Source organism: Longimicrobiaceae bacterium (assembly GCA_035936415.1).
Classification (GTDB): Bacteria; Gemmatimonadota; Gemmatimonadetes; order Longimicrobiales; family Longimicrobiaceae; genus JAFAYN01.
Map to the genome: position 1 here is coordinate 1 of DASYWD010000046.1, position 21310 is coordinate 21310.

22 protein-coding genes and 1 tRNA gene are annotated in these 21310 nt (G+C 67.4%); 18 read left to right on the forward strand and 5 right to left on the reverse strand.

Annotation, left to right across the window (positions count from 1 at the left end; translation table 11 throughout):
* The first annotated feature begins 90 nt into the window (after positions 1 to 90).
* The 13 genes from VGR37_01820 (at position 91) to VGR37_01880 (ending at position 10772) form a co-directional block, all read left to right on the forward strand.
* On the forward strand, positions 91 to 1710 hold the full coding sequence (locus VGR37_01820) for a DUF4388 domain-containing protein (GenBank protein HEV2146134.1): 1620 nt from the start codon (positions 91 to 93) through the stop codon (positions 1708 to 1710).
* Positions 1707 to 2561 (forward strand): protein-glutamate O-methyltransferase CheR, encoded by an 855-nt coding sequence (locus tag VGR37_01825; protein HEV2146135.1) that lies wholly within the window; start codon positions 1707 to 1709, stop codon positions 2559 to 2561. Before VGR37_01820 ends, VGR37_01825 begins: the two co-directional genes overlap by 4 nt.
* On the forward strand, positions 2558 to 3046 hold the full coding sequence (locus VGR37_01830; protein ID HEV2146136.1) for a chemotaxis protein CheD: 489 nt from the start codon (positions 2558 to 2560) through the stop codon (positions 3044 to 3046). Before VGR37_01825 ends, VGR37_01830 begins: the two co-directional genes overlap by 4 nt.
* Entirely contained in the window at positions 3033 to 4142 is a 1110-nt protein-coding gene (locus VGR37_01835; GenBank protein HEV2146137.1) for a chemotaxis response regulator protein-glutamate methylesterase, read from the forward strand. Before VGR37_01830 ends, VGR37_01835 begins: the two co-directional genes overlap by 14 nt.
* Positions 4139 to 4630 carry a chemotaxis protein CheW gene (locus tag VGR37_01840; protein HEV2146138.1) on the forward strand — a complete coding sequence of 164 codons (492 nt, stop codon included), beginning with the start codon at positions 4139 to 4141 and terminating at the stop codon, positions 4628 to 4630. The genes VGR37_01835 and VGR37_01840 overlap by 4 nt, the downstream gene beginning before the upstream one ends.
* Positions 4627 to 5157 (forward strand): chemotaxis protein CheW, encoded by a 531-nt coding sequence (locus VGR37_01845; protein ID HEV2146139.1) that lies wholly within the window; start codon positions 4627 to 4629, stop codon positions 5155 to 5157. The genes VGR37_01840 and VGR37_01845 overlap by 4 nt, the downstream gene beginning before the upstream one ends.
* The gene (locus tag VGR37_01850) at positions 5154 to 6020 is read left to right on the forward strand and encodes a tetratricopeptide repeat protein (GenBank protein ID HEV2146140.1); all 867 of its coding nucleotides are present in this window, start codon (positions 5154 to 5156) and stop codon (positions 6018 to 6020) included. Before VGR37_01845 ends, VGR37_01850 begins: the two co-directional genes overlap by 4 nt.
* Before the next feature lie 68 nt (positions 6021 to 6088).
* Positions 6089 to 6952, forward strand: coding sequence for a hypothetical protein (locus VGR37_01855; GenBank protein ID HEV2146141.1), 864 nt, complete (start codon positions 6089 to 6091; stop codon positions 6950 to 6952).
* Positions 6953 to 6963: 11 nt separating this feature from the next.
* Complete coding sequence (locus tag VGR37_01860) at positions 6964 to 7230, forward strand: hypothetical protein (GenBank protein ID HEV2146142.1); 267 nt, start codon at positions 6964 to 6966, stop codon at positions 7228 to 7230.
* A tRNA-Val gene (locus tag VGR37_01865) sits at positions 7221 to 7294 on the forward strand. The genes VGR37_01860 and VGR37_01865 overlap by 10 nt, the downstream gene beginning before the upstream one ends.
* Positions 7295 to 8045: 751 nt before the next feature.
* A complete protein-coding gene (locus VGR37_01870) occupies positions 8046 to 8852 on the forward strand; it encodes an FRG domain-containing protein (protein HEV2146143.1) in 807 nt (268 codons plus the stop codon).
* A 112-nt stretch (positions 8853 to 8964) separates the two neighbouring features.
* Positions 8965 to 9771, forward strand: coding sequence for a hypothetical protein (locus tag VGR37_01875; protein HEV2146144.1), 807 nt, complete (start codon positions 8965 to 8967; stop codon positions 9769 to 9771).
* Between the two features lie 689 nt (positions 9772 to 10460).
* Positions 10461 to 10772 carry an HU family DNA-binding protein gene (locus tag VGR37_01880; protein ID HEV2146145.1) on the forward strand — a complete coding sequence of 104 codons (312 nt, stop codon included), beginning with the start codon at positions 10461 to 10463 and terminating at the stop codon, positions 10770 to 10772.
* Between the two features lie 194 nt (positions 10773 to 10966).
* Here VGR37_01880 and VGR37_01885 read toward each other — a convergent pair whose 3' ends face one another.
* Positions 10967 to 11134, reverse strand: a complete 168-nt coding sequence (locus VGR37_01885) for a hypothetical protein (GenBank protein ID HEV2146146.1) — start codon at positions 11132 to 11134, stop codon at positions 10967 to 10969.
* A 204-nt stretch (positions 11135 to 11338) separates the two neighbouring features.
* On the opposite strand from VGR37_01885, the gene VGR37_01890 reads away from it, so the two are divergent.
* On the forward strand, positions 11339 to 12157 hold the full coding sequence (locus VGR37_01890) for a hypothetical protein (GenBank protein HEV2146147.1): 819 nt from the start codon (positions 11339 to 11341) through the stop codon (positions 12155 to 12157).
* Positions 12158 to 12361: 204 nt separating this feature from the next.
* Positions 12362 to 12877, forward strand: a complete 516-nt coding sequence (locus tag VGR37_01895; protein HEV2146148.1) for a hypothetical protein — start codon at positions 12362 to 12364, stop codon at positions 12875 to 12877.
* A 261-nt stretch (positions 12878 to 13138) separates the two neighbouring features.
* On the opposite strand, the gene VGR37_01900 is transcribed toward VGR37_01895, so the two are convergent.
* The 4 genes from VGR37_01900 to VGR37_01915 form a co-directional block, all read right to left on the reverse strand.
* Positions 13139 to 14425 (reverse strand): tetratricopeptide repeat protein, encoded by a 1287-nt coding sequence (locus VGR37_01900; protein HEV2146149.1) that lies wholly within the window; start codon positions 14423 to 14425, stop codon positions 13139 to 13141.
* 280 nt (positions 14426 to 14705) lie between these two features.
* Entirely contained in the window at positions 14706 to 16262 is a 1557-nt protein-coding gene (locus VGR37_01905; GenBank protein ID HEV2146150.1) for a S8 family serine peptidase, read from the reverse strand.
* A gap of 407 nt (positions 16263 to 16669) precedes the next feature.
* Positions 16670 to 17212 (reverse strand): spore maturation protein, encoded by a 543-nt coding sequence (locus tag VGR37_01910; GenBank protein ID HEV2146151.1) that lies wholly within the window; start codon positions 17210 to 17212, stop codon positions 16670 to 16672.
* A gap of 9 nt (positions 17213 to 17221) precedes the next feature.
* Positions 17222 to 18352, reverse strand: a complete 1131-nt coding sequence (locus VGR37_01915) for a nucleoside recognition domain-containing protein (GenBank protein HEV2146152.1) — start codon at positions 18350 to 18352, stop codon at positions 17222 to 17224.
* Between the two features lie 480 nt (positions 18353 to 18832).
* On the opposite strand from VGR37_01915, the gene VGR37_01920 reads away from it, so the two are divergent.
* The 3 genes from VGR37_01920 (at position 18833) to VGR37_01930 (ending at position 20775) form a co-directional block, all read left to right on the forward strand.
* On the forward strand, positions 18833 to 19303 hold the full coding sequence (locus VGR37_01920) for a hypothetical protein (GenBank protein ID HEV2146153.1): 471 nt from the start codon (positions 18833 to 18835) through the stop codon (positions 19301 to 19303).
* A 183-nt stretch (positions 19304 to 19486) separates the two neighbouring features.
* Positions 19487 to 20065, forward strand: coding sequence for a hypothetical protein (locus VGR37_01925; GenBank protein HEV2146154.1), 579 nt, complete (start codon positions 19487 to 19489; stop codon positions 20063 to 20065).
* A 236-nt stretch (positions 20066 to 20301) separates the two neighbouring features.
* On the forward strand, positions 20302 to 20775 hold the full coding sequence (locus tag VGR37_01930; protein HEV2146155.1) for a heme-binding protein: 474 nt from the start codon (positions 20302 to 20304) through the stop codon (positions 20773 to 20775).
* Positions 20776 to 21310: the final 535 nt, after the last annotated feature.

The following is a 21310-nucleotide window of genomic DNA, read 5'->3' on the forward strand; positions in this document are numbered from 1 at the left end:
CGGCGGGACGGACCGCTGGTTCTACAACCCCGAGAAGGTCGCCTGGTCGGCGCTCGCGCTCGAGGACCGCCTGATGGAGGAGCTGGCCTGATGGCGATCAAGGGATCCCTCAAGGAGGCGAGCCTCCCGGACGTCCTGCAGCTCCTGGCCATGGGGCAGAAGACGGGGTGCCTCTCCGTCACGGACCGCTCCAACTTCGGCTACACCTACTTCGACCGGGGGCGGATCACCTACGCCTCCATCGTGAACCGGCGCGACCGGCTGGGCGACCTGCTCGTCAAGAACGGCCTCCTCGCCCCCGCCGTCCTCGCCGCCGCGGTGGAGGAGCAGGTGCGCGACCCGCAGACGCGCCTGGGCGAGATCCTGATCCGGCGCGGCGCCATCACCCGCGAGCAGCTGGAGCAGTACATCCGGGTCCAGATCGAGGAGGCGGTCTACTACCTCTTCACCTGGTCGCAGGGCTCCTTCTACTTCGAGGCGGAGCAGCGCCCGCCCGAGGGGGCGATGCTGGTCTCCATCAACCCGGAGAACCTGCTCCTGGAGGGGGCGCGCCGGATCGACGAGTGGAGCCTGATCGAGAAGAAGATCTCCTCCCTCGACCTGATCTTCGAGATGGACCGCGCCCGGCCGATGGACGGGGTGGACCTCACCGACGAGCAGCGCAAGATCGTCCCGCTGGTGGACGGGAAGCGCACGGTGCACGAGGTGGTGGAGGAGTCCGGGCTGGTGGAGTTCGACGTGGGAAAGGCGCTCTTCGGGCTGATCCAGGCGGGGTTCGCCCACCCGGTGGGGCTCCGCCGCCCGGTGGAGGTGCGCGAGGTGCCGCTCGCCCGCATCGAGGAGCACCGCAACCTGGGCATCGCCTTCTACAAGACGGGGATGTACGAGGAGGCCTCGCGCGAGTTCCGGCGGGTCATCGAGCTGCAGCCGCGGGGCGCGGACGCCCGCTTCTTCCTGGCGCTGATCGGCCTCCGCAGCGGCGACGACCGCTCGGCCGTCCGCTGGCTCAAGGAGACCATCGAGCAGGGCGGCCCGCGCGCCGCGGCGTTCCACAACCTGGCGCTCGCCCTGGAGCGCGCCGGCCGCCTGGACGACGCGCAGGCGGCGCTGGACGAGGCCGCACGCCTGGGCCCTGGGAGGCCGCCGGTGCTGCTCGGCCGGGCCATCCTCCTCCTCAAGCGCGGCGACGCCCCGGCGGCGGCGGAGGCGTTTGCCGCCTACCGGGAGGCGCTCGGCGCGGGGAGGGCCCCTGCCGCGTACTTCGCCTTCGCCCTGCTGGCCGAGGCCGCGGCGGGGCGCGACGCGGAGGCGCTGCGGCTGGGCGAGGAGGGGGTGTCGCTCCACCCCCACTCGCCGCTGATCCTGCTGCACCTGGGGACGGTGCGCGAGCGGCGCCAGGAGTGGGCGGAGGCGGAGGCGCTCTACCGCCGGGCAACCGAGGAGGACGGCACGCTGCCGCAGACGTACAAGTCGCTCGGGGACGTGCTCTACCGCCGCGGCGCGTACGACGAGGCCGTCGAGGCGTACGGGCGGGCGCTGGAGCTGGCCCCGGAGCTGGGCGACGACACGTATTTCAAGCTGGGGAACATCCACTACAAGCGGATGAACCGGGAGGAGGCGGTACGGCTCTGGCGGAAGGCGCTGGAGCTGAACCCCGCCAACGCGGTGGTACGGACCAACCTGGAGCTGGTGCAGACGGTGCTGAAATGAACGTTCCGCAGGGCCCGCCGCCGGGCCTTCCCTTCTCGCTGGAGGGAAACGAGGAGGAGCTGGAGCGGCTCAAGGCCAAGATCCAGCGGGAGCGTGGCTTCAACACGCAGTACTACAAGGACAAGTGTCTCCGCCGCCGCATCGCGGTGCGGATGCGCGCCCGGGGGCGGCACACCTTCGACGAGTACTCGGAGCTGCTGGACCGCGAGCCGGGGGAGTACGACGTCCTGCTGGACACGCTCACCATCAACGTCACCAAGCTCTTCCGCAACCCGGAGATGTGGCAGGTGGTGGAGGAGCAGGTCCTCCCCCGGCTCTTCGAGTGGAAGCGCCCGCAGCACCGGATCTGGAGCGCGGGGTCGGCCAGCGGCGAGGAGGCGTACACCGTCTCCATCCTCCTGCACGAGTGGGCGGAGCGTCACCGCTGCGCGGCGGAGCTGGCGCGCTTCCACGTCACGGGGACCGACATCGACCGGCGCAGCCTGGAGGCGGCGCAGCGCGCCGAGTTCCCGGAGCTGTCGCTCACGGAGACGCCGGAGGCCATGAAGGAGAAGTGGTTCTCCCCGGGGCCGCCCTTCCGCCTGCGCCCCGAGGCGAAGCGCAACGTGAGCTTCGTCCGGCGCGACCTGATCTCGGACGCGCCGCTCCCGGAGCAGAGCTTGATCTTCTGCCGCAACGTGATCATCTACTTCGACCGGGAGATCCAGGAGCGGCTCTTCCAGAACTTCTACGACGCGCTCGTCCCCGGGGGGTTCCTGGTGCTCGGGAAGGTGGAGACGCTGATCGGGCCGACGCGCGGGCTGTTCCGCGCGATCAACAACCGGGAACGCATCTTCCAGAAGCCCGCATGACGGCCCCGCAGATCTTCGTGAAGGTGGCGCACCACGCGGTCGCGCGGGCGGACGCCACGCTCGTTACGCTGGGCCTGGGCTCGTGCGTGGCCATCCTCCTCCACGACGCGGCGGCGCGGGTGGGGGGGATGGCGCACATCCTCCTCCCGGAGCAGCAGCTCGCGCGCGACACCTCCAACCCGTCCAAGTTCGCCACCACGGCGATCCCGCTCCTCGCGGCGGAGGTGGCCGCGCTCGCGGGGCGCTCGGCGCGGCTGGAGGCCCGGCTGGTGGGCGGGGCGTCCATGTTCCCCAGCCTGATGACGCCGGGGATGCTGAACATGGGCGAGCGCAACCTGATCGCCTCGCGGCAGGTGCTGCGCGAGCTGGGGATCCCGGTGCTGGCCGAGGAGGTGGGGGCGGACTACGGCCGCTCCGTGCGCTTCCACGTGGGCGACGGGCGGGTGGTGGTCTCCTCGGTGGGGCGGGCCGATGTCACGCTCTGAGCGCGGCGGGCCGCACACGGTGCTGGTGGTGGACGACAGCGCCTTCATGCGCCGGGTCATCACCGACGTGGTCTCGCGCACCGACGAGTTCCGGGTGGTGGCCACGGCGCGCGACGGCGACGACGCCCTTCGCAAGGTGCACCAGTTCGACCCGGACGTGGTGACCATGGACGTGGAGATGCCGGGGCTGGACGGCCTCTCCGCGCTGGGGTACATCATGAGCGAGACCCCGCGCCCGGTGGTGATGCTCTCGGCGTACACCACCGAGGGGGGCGAGGCCACCCTGCGCGCGCTGGACTACGGTGCCGTGGACTTCGTCGCCAAGCCCTCGGGGACCATCTCGCTGGACCTGGAGAAGGTGGCCGACCGGCTGCTGGAGGCGCTGCGCGCCGCCGCCGCCGCCAACCTCTCCAACGTGCGGGTGCACATGCCCCGGCGGGGCGCCGCCCGGACCGTCCGCCCGCGCACCCTCTCCCTGGTCGGGGCCCCCGGCGCCGGCGCGGCGGTGGCGGTCGCCTCCTCCACCGGGGGGCCGCGGGCCCTGGCGGAGCTGATCCCGCGGCTGAAGGCCCCGTTCGGCGCCGCGGTGCTCGTGGTGCAGCACATGCCGGCCAGCTTCACCCGCTCGCTCGCGGAGCGGCTGCACTCGGTGAGCGCGCTCCCGGTGACGGAGGCGGAGGACGGCGAGCCGGTGCTGGCGGACCGCGTCTACGTGGCCCCCGGGAACTTCCACATGCGGGTGGTGCGCGAGGACGGCGCCGTGCGGATCGCGCTCGACGGCGGCCCCACCGTCTGGGGCGTGCGCCCCGCCGCCGACCCCCTCTTCCGCAGCGTGGCGGACGTGTTCGGCCCGGCTTCGGTGGGGGTGGTGCTCACCGGGATGGGGCGCGACGGGGCGGAGGGGCTGTCTGCCATCGTGCGGGCGGGGGGCGGCGGGATCGCCCAGGACCGCGGCACCTCGGTGATCTGGGGGATGCCGCAGGCGGCGGCGGAGCACGCGCACGAGGTCCTCCCCCTGGACCGCATCCCCGGGGCGCTGGCGGCGGAGGTCCGCGCCCTGTCCTCCATGCGCCTGCCGCCCCTGGAGGCCCGGTGAGCGCCGCGGGACCGCTCCTCCCGGACGCCCGGGAGGGGGAGGACGACGCCTTCCGCGGGGTCGTCTTCCGCCTGGGAAGCGAGCTGCACGCCTGCGACGTCCGCCTGGTGGAGGAGGTGGTGAACGGGGCGCGAGTGCACCCCCTCCCGGACGTGCCCCGCCCCCTCCTGGGCGTCATCCGCCTGCGCGGGGCGCTGGTGCCGGTGCTGGACGTCGCCCCCGGGCTCGGGGTGCGGCTGGAGGAGACGGAGACGCCGGACGTGCTGGTGCTGGACGCGGGCGACCGCCGCGTCGGCGTGGCGGTGGACGAGGCGCGCGAGGTGGCCGCCTTCCCCGCCTCCACGGTACGTCCGGCCCCACCGCGCGGCGCGGAGCGGGAGGAGCACGTCCTGGGGGTCGCCCGCGCGGGCGACGCGCTGGTGACGCTCCTCGACCTCGCGGCCGTCCTGGAACACTTCACATCCCTGACCACGCGAGAACCCTCGTGAGAAAGGCCCGTCAAGCCGCCGTCCCGCAGGTCCAGCTCGTGACCTTCCGCCTGGGCCCGGAGGAGTTCGGGCTGGACGTGTTCGCGGTCCACGAGATCCTGCGCTACCAGGAGCCCACCCCCGTCCCCCGGGCTCCGGAGTTCGTCGAGGGGGTCATCGACGTGCGCGGCACGCTGGTCCCGGTGGTGGACCTGCGGCGCCGGTTCGAGCTGGCGGACGCCCCCGTCAACGACGAGACGCGCACGGTGCTGGTGGAGCACGCGGGCGAGCGCCTGGGGCTGGTGGTGGACGCCGTCTCGGAGGTGCTCCGGGTGCCGGAGACCGCCGTCTCGGCGCCGCCGGCCTACATCCGCGGCCTTGCGGCGGAGTTCGTCCGCGGGATCGTGCGCCTGGAGGGGGGGCGCCTGATCATCCTCATCGACGTGGAGCGGATCCTCTCCAGCCAGGAGCGGATCGCGCTGGAGGGGGCCGAGCTGGTCCCCGGCGCGGACCCGTCCCCCGACACCTCCCCGGCCGAAGGCGCATGACGAGCGAGGAGTACCTGGGCGCCCTGCGCGCCCGCTACGAGGGGATCGGCTGCGAGCTGGACGCGGCCTGCCCGGAGGGTCCGCCGGAGGAGCGCGACCGGATCCGCCGCGAGATCATGGAGCTGTTCCGCGAGACGGAGGCTTCCCTGGAGCAGCTCTCCGCCTTCAAGGAGGAGATCCGGGCGCTGGTGGACCGCTACAAGGCCCTTGCCGCCGCCGCGCCGCGCACCCCCGCGCCGGCGCGGGCGGTGCGCTCGGACCACCTCGGCAGCAGCACCTATGTAGAACGCGGATGGAGCGCCATCGCCGCCGGCGACCACGCCCGTGCGGTGAAGGAGCTGACCCGCGCGCTGGAGCTGGCGCCCGACGACCCGGCGGCGGAGTCGCTGCTGGGGTGGGCGCAGATGCTCCGGGAGCAGTACGACGAGGCGCTGTACACCTACTCCAAGGTGCTGATGAAGGAGCCGAACAACGCCCTGGCCCGGGTGAACCTCGGCTACATCTGCCTGAAGAAGGGGATCTTCGGGGAGGCCATCGAGCACCTGGCCCGCGCCATCCGCCAGGACGCGGACCGCAAGGCGCAGCTCTACGGACACCTCTACATGGGGATGGTGTACCTGGAGCGGGAGATGTACGGCGACGCGCGGACCTTCTTCCGCCGCGCCCTGGAGCTGGGCCCCAACCTGATCGAGGCATACTGGGAGCTGGGACGCGCGCACTACCTGGACGGCGACTCCGAGCGGGCGGCGGAGACGTGGCGCAAGGGGGTGGAGACCAACCGCTTCAACCCCTGGGGAGAGAAGTGCGGCGAGGCCCTCGCGCGCCTGGAGGCGGGGGAGCCCGTCTCCTTCCAGCCCTCCTAGCGGCGCTCCTGCTCTGCCTCCCGGCGGGGCTACGGGCACAGGTGCCGGTCGGGGACGGCGGGGCGCAGATGCTCGCCGCGGAACCGGTGCGGGTGGTGTACTTCCCCGGCGGGTGGGCGCTTGCCGAGGAGGTGCTGCGGGCCGCGAGCGAGCCCTTTCCGCTCCCGGGCTTCCCGGAGGCGCAGCGCCCGATCCCCGCCACCATCATCCTGGCCCCCTCGCGCGAGGTGTGGGACTCGGTGACCGGCGGCCGGATCCCGGAGTGGGGCGCCGGGGTGGCCTTTCCCGCGGCGCGGGTGGTCGTCCTCCCCCTCTACGCCTCCCCGCGCACGGAGCCCGGCAGCCTGGGGACCACGCTCCGCCACGAGCTGCTGCACCTGCTGGTGAACCGGGAGCTCCCGCCGGGAGTGCCCCGCTGGTTCGACGAGGGGTACGCGCAGTGGTCCTCGGGCGGGTGGGACGCCTCGGCGGCGTGGCAGCTCCGGCTGGCCTTCCTCACGGGGCGGGCGCCGCCGCTGGACTCGCTCTCGCTGGACTGGCCGGCGGGGGAGGGGGACGCGCGGCTCGCCTACCTCCTCTCGGCGACGGCGGTGCGCCACCTGGCGGAGCGGGCCGGGCCGGAGGGCTTCGACGCGCTGATCCGCGCCTGGAAGCGGGAGGGGAGCCTGGACCGGGCGATCCGCTCGGCGTACGGGATGACGATGGGGCAATTCGAGGAGGAGTGGGCGCGCGCGGTGCGGCGCCGCTACGGGTGGCTCCTCCTGGGGGCGCAGACGGGGGCGTTCTGGGTCTTCGGCGCGGTGATCCTCTTCTTCCTCTTCGCGCGGCGTCGGAAGCGCGACCGGGCGAAGCTGGAGGAGATGCGCGCGGAGGAACGGATGCTCCCGCCGCCGCGCCCGGACGGGGTTGACGTCGAGTACCCCCTGGAATAGCTTTTTTGACCATGCCCAGACCCACGCCTACTCAGAGCGCGCGCAAGCCCGCTGCCGCTTCGGCGGCCGCCTCCCGCACGGACGGGGAGGGGACGGTCCGGTTCTCCCTGCAGAACTGGCTCATCCTCGCCGCCGGGCTGGTCAGCATCGTCGTCGGCTACGTGCTGCTGAACAACGGCTCGGTGGACCTGGCCCCGGCGCTGCTGGTGCTGGGATACGTGGTGCTGATCCCGCTGGGGATCATCTGGCAGGTGAAGGGGACGGAGAAGGGCGCTTAGCTCAGCTGGTTAGAGCACCTGTCTTACACACAGGGGGTCGGGGGTTCGAGTCCCTCAGTGCCCATACAGAGAAGGTTGAGCCCGGCAGCTAAAGCTCGCCGGGCTTTTCGTTTCATCGGAATGCCGCTTCTTCCTTCACCCCGGGCCGGCCGACTTTCGCACGCGGGTAGGGCCGTGGCGGATCCAGCCCGACCATGCGGCGTCCGGCTGGGACAGCATGGCGAGTCAACTCTCTGGTGGGGAGTGCTCTCATCACGTGCTTCCGCGTACCAGCGTGCCACGGCCGGAGGGGAACGGCCAGCTCTGGTCCGACGCGTGTGGGCCTCTTCAGTTCGGATGATGAACGTTCGGGTGAAGAGCACGTCCGACTTGGCCTTGCGATTTGGACTGGCTCATGGGCGCGTTGCTTGTAGAGGGGGGCCGAGGTATACTGCAGCGACTGGCAGCGGTGGCCGATAATCCGCCCCACGCGGCGTTATGTGGCGGAAACCTCCGCATAACCCGTTCAAGCGCGTCTCACCAGGAGGTGGAAACCTGGACGGGGCAAGCGATTGCGGACCGGGCGAGGCGATTTCGCACCTGGGTGTTATCTGGAACGGACTCCTCGTTGCTGCGGGCGTTGAGGCGCCCTAAACGGAACTGTAGGCAGCGCTTCCGCCCACACGACCTTGCGTGCTAGCTGGATGTACTTTGGCATAAACAGTGGTTAGGCGCGTGCCTATCAGGGCTCCTGCCGCCCGCCCACTTGCGCACGACCGGCTCCTCGCGCATTTACAAAGGCGGACAATCTATTTCGCTCAAAAAGGACGCAGGAGATGTGGCCGACACTCACTCTGCGGGACTGGGATCATTTTCTTCGAATAGCCTCCCACCTGTCGTACCAGCCACCTCACGAAGTAGCGTACCTTGCTCGGGGTCAGGCAAACGCCAGTTGGACGCTCTCCACGTCGCTTCAGAGAAGCGGCGGTGACGAGTGTGATATTCGCGGCGCAATGCAAATCGAGAGGTATCTTCTCGAATCCTTCCAAGAGGAGGTTCATCTACATCTCCGTGCAGCATCTCTTCCCACCTCCGGCAGCCTTCTCGAGTGGTGGGCACTGATGCAGCACCATGGAGCACCCACTCGGTTACTGGACTGGACCAAATCGCCCTACGTGGCTGCGTATTTTGCCGTCGAACAACAATGGGACCAGGATGGAGCGATATGGCTTTTCCACGTTGCCACCGTCACCCATTGGGCAACTCAGCAGCATGGTGATCTCGATTATGTATCGAATGCCGTGCTTACGAATCCTGAAGCTGGCCCGCGCCTATTCTACTGGGCTCCGCAGAAGAGGACCGAGCGGATGATCGCGCAACAGGGCGCATTCACCGCATGTCTTAGTCCGTCTAACGATCACGGCAGCTTGATTGAAGCCGCATGCGGCCCAGAGCATGGCACTGGTTCAGATGAAGTTTACCGGAAACTGATTATCCCTGCGGAATTGAAGCCCCGATTTCTACGGCAACTTCGTCAGATGAACGTAACAGCGAGTGCGCTGTTTCCCGGCGTTGATGGTTTGGGACGTTCCATGGCTGAACTAGCTCGATTGAGCGTGCAATACCTACCGCGTAACAGCTAGTCTAGGCGCCCGCTCGGGCGGGGTTCCTGCGGGGGTCCACTTGCGCGCGACCGCGTCCCGGTGCAGATACAAGGCGTCCACTCGTGTCGGCATCAACCGATTGCCAGGGGATATGGGATCACCACAAGAGCGTGCCATCGTACTTCCCTTCTTCCATGCGCCCAAGCACCCGCTCCGCGCTGAGCATGGCATCTTTCGCCCCATGACCATGGATGAAATAGAAATAGAGTACGGAAATGCAGACTTCTTTACTATCCGTGCCGCGGATCTGGACTTCATTCTCGGTCCAGGGAAGCGGTCGGATAGTTTTGAAACGCATCGTTGGACCGTTCTCGAGCTTGCCGAATCAGTGGTGCCTTCTCGCTGTTACTCTGCCCTGCTTGATTTGCTGTCCGGCGAGTGGAAATACGAAATGCTTTGGAGAGAGCATTTGCGGTCCGGCAAGGACAAAACGTCCCGGCCGCACCCGCGCAAGCAGCGGCTATCGGAGTCCTTCCTCAGCCGCTTCAACTCTGGCAGTTCTCTTCTTCATAAGGAACGAAGGCTGCGCGTGGCCCTACTCAGGTGGGAGGGATCATACCAGCGCACCGACCCGCTCGATACGGTTCTTGATTGCTGCTCCTGCCTTGAGGCCTCATTCCAAATGGGAGACGAACTTCGATTACGAACGGCTCTCGCGGTGTACTATACCGTGCGAACGGGGAAGAAAAACGCCTTTCGCTCGGTGTACACCATGTACGGAGTTCGAAACAAGTTCATCCATGGAGCGAGCATCCCAGAGGTATCCTCTCAGGAATGGCGACGGTACATTGAGATCACGGCGGCACTCTTGCAGGAGTTCATCTCCCACGGAAGAATGCCGAACGCCGAGTCGATGAATCGCTCCATTCTCAGCCACTTCGGCGGTGGGGATGAGTAGCACTCTACCAGGTGCGCGTAGCGAGCGAACGCAGGCGACCCACGGCCGCGACCTTCTGCGCAACCCGCTGACTTGCGTACCGGCCGTGGGCGTCTGATCCTGGTTCCGTTAGGCCGGCAATAATCGACGCCGTTCTCGTCTACTTCCACGGATCAACCCTCAACACGCGAGGTTTGGTGGTGCCAGAATCCATAGTAATCAGCCTTCGCGACGAAGGTGACGGCTGTACCTACTCACTGGTAATGTCAGCGGATGATCTATTCAGGTTGCGCGCGATGCCGGAGACAAGCAGTATCGAGGTCGAACTGCCAAGCATCCAAGGCGCAGCGTACCAGAATGGTGATGCCATTCACATCAAGCATGCGAACGACGGTAAGTGGGGCTGGATCAACGTTAACACCGATGCCCTAAACTTACAGATTGACGAACTCATTCGAGAGCACCTTTCGCCAGAGGACTAGGATCCATATGGCTGGGGCTAATACGGCTGAGGCACCGCGGTACCTCAAGGTGTCGGGATCACACACATGGTTTCAACCGGAGGTGATCCAAAATGACGGAAACTCATGCGGTCGAAGCGCGCCGGAGTGAGCTGGAGAGCCGCGCGAGACGATCCTGGAGGCGGTGCAGCAGGGCGGGGTCGAGGGCGCACTCCACGCGGCGCGGAGCTGGGGTGAGCAGGGGGCCCATTGAGGGCGACGGGGCTACTGAGGAATCCAGGACGGGGACGTCTGGCCGAGCGCATCGAACGGAAGAAGTTCGTCCGCAGGCTCGCCGAGCGGATGCAGGCCGACGACGCCACCGCCGCTGCCTGGCTCGACGGGATGGTCGAGGAGATGGACCAGCCCTTCCGGTCGGGTACGGGGCTCACTCTTCCCGGGCTCGGCGGCTTCTACCTGGACCGGAGGCGGGACCGCTGGGCCTTCAAGCCAGAGACTGCGCGCGCTCTTCGGCTGGTCGTCGTCGTACAGGGGCCCGCTGTAGCCCTGGGAGGAGCTTGAGGAGCCCCGCTGCGACCTTCGCGGCGGGGCTCTTTCATTCAGGCGCCTTGGTTCCGGATCACCCTTCCCCCACCGCCGTCAGCCCCGCCACGAAGTCGAGTCCCTCCCGCATCCGTTCCACCACCGCCCAGCGTTGAAGCGCATTTAGTTCCCGTACTCCTCGGTGGACGATAACGCCGGACCCGGCGCCACGCTCAGGCCGCGCGCCAGCGCCCGCTGCTGCAGTTCCACCGTGTCGGTCCCTTCCGCCAGCTGCAGGAGCTCTCGAAGTGCAGCGGCTGCTGCCCGGCGGGAGCGAAGACCGCGATCGTGAGGGAGTCCTTGTGTACGTCCATCCCCAGGTACAAAATGGATGCAGACATGGGCGGGCCCTCCGTGTGGCTGCGAGTCGTATCTCGCATGTGGCTCTGGCACCTCCAGGGGCGCTAACCCGCGATACTCCCCGGAGGCCCGCCCTTCCATATTGTTTAGGCGGGCCTCGGCGCCAAGCTTGCATGTGGCCCACTAGACCCTGTCATCCCGTTTCAAGCTCCCCCTGATCTATGCCACGAGTCACACCGAGCGTCGTGGTCAGTTTCCTCGACCAGGCGTTCCCATCTCTCCGCGGTGGAACTTCCGACTTCTACCTCGATTTTTCACACGCGCAGACGGTGGCAGCTGCCTTGGCGCTCATAGACGAGTTGCCTGCTGAACTATACGCGCTCCTCGGAACGGATCAGTACGCGCTCTACACGGCCGCCGTGGCTGTCGTGAGGAATACTTTGGAGGGGTGGCATTCTGGTGCGCATCCAGGGCACCAGAACCAACTCCGTGCTCTTGTGGCGCTCCACGGGAGACACCCGCTGATTATTATCAAGAACACACTCTTGGATTGTCCCGACGAAGTACCTCGCCCGGACACACCCGGCTTAGCATTTGTGCCGGAACCACTTCGATCCTCGATCAGGCTCGATATCAGCACGAGCTACTCTGCACATGCAAACGGCGTGTACAAGGCTGCTGCTGTACTCGCTGGGTCAGTGATAGAGGCCCTTCTCCTTTGGCGTATTCAGCAGGAGGATCAATCGCAACTGAAAGCAGCGCACCAGCAGTGGGCGAGTAGCCGGACCCAGGGGGCAGCACCAAAGAAGTTCCGAGATCCTGTGACGTGGACTCTTGATGAGTACATTGGTGTGGCCTTGGAACTGGAGGTCATCTCTGATCGAATCGCCTCAGCAGCTAGCCTCGCGCAGCATTTCCGAAACCTAATACACCCCGGGAAGGAACAGCGGCTGGCCGAGACGAATACTCGCGGCACTGCTACTCTCGCCGTGGGCGCAATGCAGCGCGTGGTCGAACATCTCGAGGCTCGCTATAGCCGTATTCCATCAAGGCCGCCCGCCTAGAGCGGTTTGCGAGTGAGTGCTGAGGAACCGCCACAGATACGCGCCGCGCTGCTTAGACCCGGCGCGGCGAGGCTTCGGACCGCCTGCAAACCGCTCTAGGCGCGCTCTCCGTACTTTCTCTGCTTCGGTGCCGGCGCGCTCCGTTGCGCATCTCAATCCGGCTCCTCCTGCGGGGATCAAGTCAACACAGGTACCGACCAGCTCATGTCCGTTGATCTCGACGACCTCAAGCCTTTCTTCGAGGCATTCCAGGCCGAGACTGATCGTGCCTGTGGCGTGCTTGCGGGAGCGTTGCTCGACACGCTGCTTGAGCGGCTACTTCGGTTAGCACTCCCGGAAGCCGGGAACGAAGTCTTTCAGGGCGCTGCTCCTCTTGCATCCTTTTCGGCGAAGATCGACATGGCCTACTACATGCGCCTACTCTCGGAAGAGGATCGTCGAGATCTGCACCTAGTGAGAAAGATCCGGAACGATTTCGCCCACGCGGTAGACCATACCCTCGGGTTCAGTGCGCCGAACGTTGCGAATCGCGTGCGAGAATTGCGGCTCCCGAAGCTCCTCTACGAGAGCCCAACCCTGCACGTCTCGGATGAGACATCTCGCGGCCGCTTTCAGGTCGGTGTCGGAATCCTCTCCTACCTGCTGACCGATGTACGTCCGCGGCAGTTCGTTCCGTTCCGGCGTCCAACAAATTTCAGTGAGACCATCCGGCTCGCCTAGCGAATGCGCTGCAGGCGACATGCAGCTGACCGTTTAATCGCTTGGTGGGTTGAGCGTCAGTCGCACTTCGGCGAGAGTCGTTGGGCCTACTCGACCTGCTGGCCGGTCTGGAGGCTGGCGAGCTTCCGGGAGTCGAGAGGCGCGCGTAGTCGCGTGCCGCTCATTCGGCTGATGGCGCGGCCACCTGCACTCGGCAACTCAGCCATCCGCGGGCTGGGGCCTGAGCAGTGCCTTATACCGGCATGATGGATGAAGTCGAGCTCAGAGGCGACCCGGTTGTCCACCCAAAGCCCGCAAATCGGCCGCTACCCGCTCCATCTCGCAAACGAGGTTCGACTCCTGATAGATCTCGCTCGCCTTCCGCAGGTAATCGGGCGCCTCTGCAGTATGGCCGCAGCCGTGGAGGAACAGGCCGTATTCGTGATACACGGCTGCCTCGCGCAGGGGCGGCACCCTTTGCTCACGGCACAGTTCCAGAGCCTGCTCGTAAAACACGAATCCGTCCGGATCGCACTGCTTCCGCGCAATGGCGCCGAGCAGCCCGTATACCTCCACCAGAACGGGAACGGACCGCTTCCTGATCGCGATCTCCTCCGCCTTGCGTGCCTCCTCCCTTGCTTCCAGCAGGCGGTCCTCACGGAGCAGCTTGTGGCCGAGGTCGATGCGAATCCTGATCTCGCACGCTGGATCCCGGGCGTGCTCGACTCCTTTCCGATACGTGCATTCCGCACCCAGGGAATCCCCTCGCGCATCGAGCAGGAGGCCGTACTGATGGTACCACGCTGCCATCGCCTGCTCGCAACGAGCAGCCCTGATCGCCTGCCGCGCGTGCTCCAGCTGCGCCTCCGCCTCGTCGAGCTCCCCGAGCCGGATCGCCAGAGCGGCGAGCTGGCAGAGGAAAGGATGCCTGAACTCTGGGTCCAGGCCCCAGGCGAGCTGCACCCCCCGCGAGTACCAGGTGTGGGCATGGGCTCGCTCGCCCTGCTCGGCCCAGATTGCTCCCAGACCCTGGCACGACGCGGCCTGACCGAGGACGTCCTGCGCCTCGACACTCAGGAGGTAGCTCCGCTCGTAGCGGGCCTGGGAATCGGCGAATCGGCCGGCCGAATGGGCTACACGCCCCAGATGCCGCAGGGCGACGATCTCCGCGCGGCGCTCGGCAGCCTCGGTCGCGACCTCCAGGGCAAGCAGGTAGAGGCGCTCCGCTTCCGTGAGGTCTTCGTCCGCCTCCTCGAGCTCACCCGCCCAGACGAAGTTGAGGGCGGCCGCCTCGAGCTCCCCGGCTTCGTACGCCCGGATCGCGTCCACGACCAGGGAGCACACGTCCTGGAGCCGCTCTCTCGCTTCGGCGGCCAGCGCCTGTGTCTCGCTGCGCAGATCCGCCGGATCGACGACCCGCTTGGACATCGTGGCGTACTTTCCAGATTTTGCCCAGGTCCGCTGCCTGTCCGGCCGGGAAGCGCCGATGACCGCATCGATCAGCGGGAGAAACTCGGTCGTGTGGGGGATCAGCGAGAGGGCCTGCTCCACCTGAAGGTTCGAATACATGGCGACCAGGAGCTGAAGGCCAGGACCAATGTCGCACGTCCGCCCCGGACCCGTCCCGGACGAAGAATGCGCTACCTAGCACCGGATGAACGCGGAACACCCCAGCAGGGACCGTGAAAGCTACTCCCGGACAAGAACCGGCCCCCGGAGGCGGATTCCCGGCTTGGACACGGCGCTGGGCCAAGGAGTTCGGTCCCCTCTTCTGCACGAGAACAGGGCGGGAAGCCGACAGCTCTCCCCGCCCTGCGCGAACCACCACCTCGGAAGGAGCCGGTGGAAGCTACTTCTTCAGCGCCTGCACCGCGGCGAGCGCATCCGCGTACCCGGCACCGACCTCCCACGTGGCGTAGCTGGGGAGAGGCCGGGCGGTCCTGGTGAGCACAGCCAGTGCCTGGTCGGGGGTCAGCGTCCCACCGGACGCCTCCTCCATCAGGGCCACGATCCCCGCCACGTGCGGCGCGGCCATGGATGTGCCCGAGGCACAGGTGTAGTAGGCCAGGTGGCCATCGTCGATCCTGCAAAGGGTGAGATCGCTCGGCATGTCCAGCGCGTTCATTGCCGTCCCCGTGGTGGCCCGGGTGGAGACGGTGTACACGCCCGGCGCCGTGATGTCCGGGTAGTATCCCGCGTCGAAGTACGACGGGTGCTTGGCCGGGTTCGCGCCCCGCGAGGAGAAGCTGGCCAGCACGCGCCCGCGGTTGTCCTCGGGGCAGCGCCCGGTCCAGTTCGGGTCGCCCTGCGCCAGCAGGTTCCCGTCCCCGTCCCGGTTCAGCTTGCACCCCGCCGCCACGCCGATGACCCACGGGGCCACGCTGTGCGGGTTGAGCTGGTGCGGCGCACTGGTGGGCCGGCAGGTCGCGCTCCCGCCGCTCCCGCAGTTCCCGGCGGCGAACACCACGGTGACCCCCGCGTCGTGCACCGCCTTCGTGGCGATGGCGATGGCGGAGTTGCGGTTGAAGTCGCCGCTGGAGCCCCAGGAGTTGTTCACCACCTGGATGTTGTACTCCTTGCGGTTCTCGATGATGTAGTCGAAGCCGGCCAGGATCATCACCTGCGGGAAGGAGCCGCCGGGGACGGTGGCGCGCACACCGACGATGTGGGCGCCCGGCGCCACGCCCCGGTACTTCCCGCCGGAGGCGTTCCCGCCGCCCCCGGCACTCCCCGCCACGTGGGTGCCGTGGCCATGGTCGCTGTCCGTGTTCGGGAGGTCCTCAGCGAAGAGCTCCGCCCCCTTCTTCACCGGCTTGGGCGTCTTGAGGCCGGTGACCGAGTCACGTCCGGGGAAGGTGTAGAGGTCCTTCGTGTTGGCCTGCACCGCCGCGTTCTGGACCACCTTGCTCCCGAGCTTCAGGTCGGGATGGGTGGCGTCCACGCCGGTGTCCAGGATGGCGATCCCCACCCCCTTCCCGGTGACGCCCAGCGCCCACACATGGTCGGCCTGGACGCTCCCCGCCCCCTCCAGGTTAAGGGGGTATTGCGGGGTATCCAGGTAGATGGAGACCACGCCCGCGAGCGACTGGATGGCGGCCACCTGCGCGGGAGTGGCGAGCACCGCCAGGACGGGGAGGTGCTTGAAGCCGATGACCCCCGCGTCGAGCTGCTGGATGGCGCCGGAGAGGATCTCCGCGTCGGTGAGCGAGCGGTCGAAGCTGACCAGGACCTCGAACCGGTCGGTCTCGGCCGCGGTGGCGAGCGCCTCCGTGAGGGCGGGGTCGATCTCCACCGTGCCGCTCTGCAGCTCCCAGGCGGGCTGGGTGCCGGGGGCGACTCCGGTCGGGTTGTCCTGGCACGCCCCCGCGAGGGCGGCGCAAGCGAAAAGGGCGAGTACGCGCTTCATGGATCCTCCGGGGATGTGTGCCTGCTCCTCCGAGCCGTGATGCGCCCGGGTAGCAAGGAGGAAGCCAGGCGGCGCGCTTCATGTGTTTGCCCGTAAACTGGCATGCCGCAACCATTTGCGATAAATGACGGAGCCCGTCTCGTCGGTGCCCTGCACTATTATGGTGAAGCGCCTGCCCCTGGATCGGGCATCTGCCTCAAATGCGGGCCGGCCACAGAAACGGGGTGGGGGGCCTCGACGGCTCCCCACCCCGTGCGAACACCTCCCCACAGCGGTGATTCATCGGCCCGACAGGAGGCTGCGCTCGGCGAGCAGCGTACGCAGACATGGCCCGCGGCGGCGACTTCGTGCGCCGCGCGTGCCTGGTGACGGAGCCGTCTCCATGATTCCGCACCCTGCTCATCGCCTCACCCGAACAGCAGCCGCACCGTCCAGACGGCGATGATCATGGCGGCCACGTCGGCGGTGAGTCCTGCCGCCACCGCGTGCCGCGACTTTTTGATGTTGACGGCCCCGAAGTAGACGGCGATCACGTAGAAGGTGGTCTCGGTCGAGCCGAACATGACGGCGGCCATCTTCACGAAGATCGAGTCCTCGCCGTACTCGTTGATCATGTCGACCACCAGGCCGGCCGAGCCGGAGCCGGTCAGCGGCCGGACGATCGCCATGGGCAGCACCTCGGCGGGGAAGCCGATCACCGCCAGCACGGGCCCCAACGCGTCCGCGAGGAAGTCCATGGCGCCGCTGGCCCGGAACATCCCGATGGCGAAGAGGATCGCCACCAGGTAGGGGATGATGCGGACGGCGACCTGGAATCCTTCCCTCGCACCCTCGACGAAGCTCTCGTAGACCGGGACGCGCTTGTACAGGCCGTAGAGCGGGAATCCCACCAGGATGAGCGGGAGGATGAAGTAGGAGGCGAGGCCGATGAAGTTGCGCAGGCTTTCCATGGCCGCCTCCTATGCCTCGGGCGCCGCGTCCGGCGGCGGGATCCGGTTGGGATCGGAGGCCCGCACGGACGGGAGCCTGCCGTACAGCTTGGTGGCGATGATGGCGATCGTGAGCGAGAGCCCCGTCGTGATGATGATGGCGAAGATGAGCTGGTTGATCTGCAGCCCCATCAGCGCGAGCAGGAGCACCGGGGGGACCAGCTGCACGCTGGCGGTGTTGATGGCCAGCAGCATGACCATGGGGTTCGTAGCCGTGTCGTCCGTCGGGTTCAGCTTCTGCAGCTCCTCCATGGCCTTGATCCCGAACGGCGTGGCCGCGTTCCCCAGCCCGAAGATGTTCGCCGTGAAGTTCAGCGCGATCATCCCCAGCGCGGGGTGGTCGGGCGGCACCTCCGGGAAGAGCGGGCCGAGGACAGGACGGACCAGCTTCACCAGCGCGTAGATGACGCCCGCGTCCTCGGCGATCTTGAGGATGCCCAGGAAGAGGGCAAGCACCCCGATCAGCCCCAGTGCGATCTCGGCCGCCGTCTCCGCGAAGTCCAGCGCCGCGGCCGCGATGGCGTTCAGCTTGACGAAGCGGACCGGCTCGAAGACCAGGGCGGCCGCTGCGGTGGGCGCCGCCGCCTGCTGTGCGGGCGAGGGCGTGGCGATCGGCGCGGTCACGTCCGCGGGGGTGGTCGCGTCCGCGGCCGGCGCGGGATCGGACGGCGGCACGGGGGCGCCGGCGGCGTCCTGGACCCCCGTTCCCACCGGCGCCTCCGGCGGGGTGAACCCCACCAGCGTGCCCTGGAGCTCGTCGTCGTTCGACTTCGAGACCCCGGCGATGGTCGCCAGCGGCTCCGGGAAGGTGGCGTCCGTCTCGAAGCGGAGCTGGACGCCCTCGCGCGTCTGCCGCAGATAGCCCGGGTAGCTCCCGGCCGGAGCCTCCTGGACCCCGTAGAAGGCGGCGTATCGGGCGGAGTCGATCCGGATCTCCACGGGTACGCGGCGCGCGGCGGGGTCGTAGCCCTCCGGGAAGACCAGCTCGACCGGGAGCGGCTGCTCGTTCCGGTAACGGTCGCGGGTCAGGTCGCCGACGTCGTAGACGATCGCGAACAGGAGACTGGCGATGATCAGGCCGCCCCAGATGTAGTTCAGCATCCTTCGGCCTCGGTTGAGGAGAACCGGATTCGAGTACGTCTGCGGGCCGCGCCTGGCCGCAAATCCTGCACCGGCGGGAGGGCAGGTCCTCCGCGAGACGCAACAGGCGGTCCGGCGGGACTCCAGGGTGTCGGGAGGGCGTGTTTGCGCCCGATCCGCCACGAAGGCGTCACACGGCCGGACGGGGAGTGGGGCGCAAGTGGTTGCGAAAAGGAGGGTCGGGGATCGGCCGGTTGCTGGCCGGGCGAGGCTTCGGATCCCTCAGTGCCCATGCAGGTAAGGTGAAGCCCGGCGAGCGTTCAGCTGCCGGGCTCGTCTTTCTGTATCCCTGCCCGGATGCCTCAAGCACACGGCGAGAGTGCTTCTCTCGCCGGCTGCTCCCTGGGCGCTCGGCCTGAACAGTAGTTAGAATAGGCGGCTGTCCGCGAGCGTTCCTGTCGTGTGGTTGCATGCGTGTGCTCCACAGCGCACGAATATCGGATGCTCTCCAGTACTTCGGAAATCGCATTCACCCCGCATCCTCCTTTCGCTGCGATGCCCAGCTGGCTTGAATTCCACGATTCCATGCTGGAGGAGGTTCGTTCTGTTGCGGGCGGAGCCGTGCTACAGCTCCGGGGGTACATTCACCGCTGGCAGCAGACTCCTGCAGGCTGGCGGGGAGAGGGTGGGTCGCAGCGCGTCGACGTCTTTCTGCGCGATGCCGAGATCTTCCGCCTTCCTGAACCGCAGGTCTGGATCTCGAGCGGCACTCTGAGGATACGCAATCAGCTGCACGTGGATCTCGTCCCGCTTCCGTTTCGTGCAGAAGGGCCCATCCGCCTGGATCTCGAACTCGCATCGGGAAGCCTCTTGCGCTTCTCCGCTGCGGGCACACAGTTCCTTCCGGTCGGCGAGTTCGCATTCGTCGAGCTCTTACCTGAAGAGTTCAGACCGAGCAGCCTTGTGCCATAGCCGCCTGACCCGTGCGCTGCAGGCGACATGCAGCCGGCGGCCGCTGTAGCGCCTGGTCCCTCGAGCGCCGATCGCACTTCGACCCAGCATCCCGTTCGGCTGCACGCGCGTGAGCTTGAGGGCGTTCGACCGCGCCGGGTCAGCATTTCTGTCGCTCTCGCCCCTCGCACTCAGGAGAGTGCCATGCGATCGCTTGCCACCCGTCGCTCGGCCATTCTCTGCACCGCGTGCGCTGCTGCCGTACTCCTCACGGCCTGTGATCCCGTGTACCGCGTGGGCGCGCGGCAAGCTCTCATTGGCACCGAGGTGTTGTCTCCCAAAGAGGTGCCTCCGGACTCACCCTCGCAGCCCGACTCTGTCCCTGCGCGGCTCGACATCCCCAGGGTGGGGGACTGCCTCGAAGCGGCTCTCCATGCGTCGCCCACCATCAGCGAAGTCCAGCGCTGGAGCGTCCCGCGCTACTTGCGTTGGCGGCAGGCGGGGATGAGCTTTGCGCTGGTCGGCTCGTCCGCGCCAGGGGGCCGCCAGTACGCGAACCTTGAACTCGATGCCCGACCTCGGGAGCCGCCGCTCCTTCAGGTGAGCTTCACGTGGATCGGGAGTGCCCGCTCTGAACCGATCGAAGTGCAGAGGCAGATGGTTGCCGCGGCCACAGAGCTGCTGGTGCAGTTGACGGCCCAGTGCGTGCCCTCGGCGAGCGGCCCCATTGAATGTGTCGCCGAGGGGCTGGGCGGCCGCGGCGCGTGTGCAACAGGCCGGTGAGCGTGCGCAACCACCCTCTCCATCCACTCCGCGCGCCTGACGAATACGCGGCAGGCGACATGCGGCCGGCGATACTTTCATGCCCGGTAAGTAGAACGTCAGCCGCCGCGTCTGGAAGGTGCAGCTCGGCTGCACGGGCCTGAGCTTGAGGGCGTTAAAGCGCGTGCCCGTTGCCGTGCTAAGCTGATTGGCTGTTCTCCTCTCCTCCTTCGCCTCCGTTCTCCGGGACCGGTGCCATGAACAAGCTCACGATCGCACTCCTGGCTCTGCTTGCTCTACTCGGGCTCTCTCCTGCCCAGGCGCAGCTCCTCCAGACGCAGAGCCTCAGCCTACAGGCGGCAAAGACCATGGCCGATGCTGCCGAAGCAGAAGCTCGCAAGAACAACTGGAATGTGGCCGTGGCCATCGTCGATGCCTCCGGCGGACTCATCCTCTTCCACCGCCTCGACGAGACGCAGCCCGCCAGTCTGGACATCGCCATTCAGAAGGCGCGTACCGCAGCCCGCTTCAAACGTCCGACCAAGGCGCTCGAGGATGCCGTCACCAGCGGCCGTCTAGCTCTTCTTGCCGTCGACGGCCTGCTCCCTCTGGAAGGGGGGCTGCCGATCGTGAGCAACGGACAGGTCATCGGTGCGGTCGGTGTCAGCGGAGTGACCTCTCAGCAGGATGCGCAGGTCGCTCAGGCGGCACTGTCCGCTCTCTCGCGGTGAGTCCTTCCGAAGCACGGCAGAACTTCGCATCCGTGCTGGAGCAGGCGCGCAAGGAGGGCGCGGTGCGAATCCGTCGCAGGGACTTTCGTGCGTGAGGGCCGCAGAGAGTTCCGCTGACTCCCCACCATCCGAATGCCCCGGGGGCGACCGAGGTCGTGCCACGCGTAGTTCTTGCAGGCACACGATCTTGAGCGCTGCGGACCGCTCTCCGCACCCTGAGCACCGCAGGCAGCCTGCAAGGCTGGCGATCTCTTGCGGACACCCGTGTGCCGTTCGCATGGAAGCAGCTGGGATGACCACGTCGTACGACGCGCTTCGTTCACTTAGAATAGGGAGGAGAGGGATGAGCAGAGGTGAAAGGACACTCGGAGCCCTCGCACTCGCTGGAGTCGCAGGCTTCATCGGCGGACCTGCTGTGGGGGTGGCGATCGGCGTGATCTTACTGGGTGTCTACGGAGGCAGAAGATCCGACGCTCGGCGGACGGGAGGAGCCTCAGGTCCTCGTTCTCTCCCTGGTTGATCGTTAAACCTGTCC